The organism is Psychrilyobacter sp. (assembly GCF_049671765.1).
Lineage (GTDB): Bacteria > Fusobacteriota > Fusobacteriia > Fusobacteriales > Fusobacteriaceae > Psychrilyobacter.
The window spans coordinates 1-2,358 of record NZ_JBATVM010000133.1 but is presented as its reverse complement, the minus strand read 5'-3'; the positions used below and the strand labels follow the sequence as shown (position 1 = coordinate 2,358).

Sequence of the window (2,358 nt, the reverse complement as noted above, 5' to 3'; positions counted from 1 at the left end):
GTAAAACTCAGAGGTAATTCATCAAAAAGTTCTGTATTTTCAAAGGATCTAGGTTTGTTTTTTAATACTTCAATCCATTCTTTCCAATTAGTGTATCTGGTATTTTTTGAGTACGATCGTTTATGTTTGGTCAGTAAATTGTATTCTTCATCTAAAATTTCGATGTAATCATAATAATATTTTATCCAAACTTCTTGATTTTTAAGCCTTGGAAGAACTGTGTTTTGCAAGCTTAAATGTCAGCGGTGTTGCAATTTAAAAAGTCACCACTGATCACTTCAATAACGATAATGAATTTTCTACTCTCCAGTTATTTCCATTGAACATAATAAGGTGTCCATGGTGAACTATCCTATCAATTATGGCACTAGTTATTTTTTTATCCATAAATACTCCTATCCAATTTGAAAACTCGATATTTGTAGTTACAATTAGGCTTTTCTTTTCATAACAATCAGCTATTACTTGGAAAAAAAGTTCCGCGCCACGTTCTCCTAAGGGAACATAGCCTAATTCATCTAAAATTATGAGATCGAATTTCTTTAGATTTTTCAAGAATCTAGCTAATAAGCCAGATTCTTTAGCATCTAATAAATCATTTATTAGATGTGAAACCTTGTAAAATCTTACTTTTTTACCTAAATCACATGCTTGTATCCCAATGGCAATAGCCAAATGTGTTTTCCCACGACCTGAAGAACCATAAAAAATTAAATTTTCATTTTTTTCTAAAAATTCACACTTTTTAATACTTTCTTCAGTCAAGGTTAAAGGCAGTTCTATCTCTTTAAATTCATAGGATTCAAAGGTTTTAACGAGATCAAATTTAGCATCTTTAATCCTTCGATTTTTTCTCCTGATTTCTGAGTAAGAACAGCTTTTTTCTAATACTTTAGTAAGATAATCTTTTTTATTGATAAATTCTATCTCTTCAAACTCCTCTAAAATTTCTGATCCTAATTTTAGTTTTTTACAATATATCTCTAATTTATCCATAAGCTCCTCCCATCAATCTATCATACTGAGTTAAATCAATTTCAAATTCAGTTACTTTAGGAATATCATCCTTTAATTTTCAAGAATCATATATTTTAGAGGGTTCTAGTTTAGCTCTGTATGATATCTTAAAAGATTCTATATCTTGGATCCCTTTAGAAATGTTCTCTTCTAAAGCTTCGACAGCCACTTCTAGAGAGTCTTTTATTAAAAAATTCTCCTAGAAGTGATAATAATTTTCGTTTTTCATCATAGGTTGTTTTGCTTTTAAAAAAAGTTGTAAAACTCAGAGGAAATTCATCAAAAAGTTCTGTATTTTCAAAGGATCTAGGTTTATTTTTTAATACTTCAATCCATTCTTTCCAATTAGTGTATCTGATATTTTTGAGTACGATCGTTTATGTTTGGTCAGTAAATTTTATTTTTCATCTAAAATTTCGATGTAATCATAATAATATTTTATCCAAACTTCTTGATTTTTAAGCCTTGGAAGAACTGAGTAACTATTCTTTTTAAAACTTACATATCCCATTTTATTAGTTTTTACCTTTAAAATTTTAAACACTTCATATGGATTTTTATTTAAAGGTAGAAACTCATTTATTTCTTCTTGAAACAGTGTAAATATCTCTGTTGTTTTAAGGTAATGAACTCTTTTAGAATCTTCATCACACTGTAAAAATAGATTAATATTAAACTCATTTAAATTTTTAATTTCAGGGATAGGTACAAAAATATTTCTTCTAAAATATCCGACTTTATTCTCTACACTGCCTTTTTCATTACCACTTGCTGGATTACAAAACTTCGCTTGAAATCCATAATGTGCAGCAAACCTATAAAAATCATCTGTTAAAGTTCTTTTTTCATTTTTTTTAATTTCAATTACAGCAGTAGACATATTATCAAACCATATTTCCTTAGGGACTTTACCAATGTACTCAAATATATTTTTCATTCCCGCAAAAAGAGCTTCTTGATTTTGTGCGGGAAACAATTGAACATAGCCATGATTACTGTATGGAAATGTAATCACAAGATGATAACCTTTTACAAGCTCGCCATTATGGATATAGGTTGTTGCTCCAAAATCTAGTTGAGCTTCCCCATGAGAATGTTTGAGGTAAGTCATTCCATGCACTTCAGGGTTATTAATTGTTTTTCTAGCTTTAGAAACAAAATTAGCAATAGTTTTATAACTAGCATCACACTCCTCTGTGAATTCATTTTTTAATCTATCGTAAATTTTTCTAGCTGTATGTCTTTGTTTTAAAGGCTTATCTAGATCATTTTTCAACCAAGTAAAGATAGTTTCTTTAAATGGATCTAATTTAGAAGAAAATACTCTGGGTTTTAATTTGG

At 28.8% G+C, this 2,358-nt stretch carries 2 protein-coding genes and 1 pseudogene; all 3 read right to left on the bottom strand.

The annotated features are described in order from the left end of the window. Nucleotides 1-230 (bottom strand): annotated as a pseudogene (locus WBG30_RS06595) (hypothetical protein); the annotation flags it as partial. Between the two features lie 43 nt (nt 231-273). After that, entirely contained in the window at nt 274-996 is a 723-nt protein-coding gene (gene istB / locus WBG30_RS06590; protein WP_424503849.1) for an IS21-like element helper ATPase IstB, read from the bottom strand. 418 nt (nt 997-1,414) lie between these two features. Continuing rightward, on the bottom strand, nt 1,415-2,358 hold a 944-nt coding region (gene istA, locus WBG30_RS06585; RefSeq protein WP_424503848.1), incomplete at its 5' end, for an IS21 family transposase.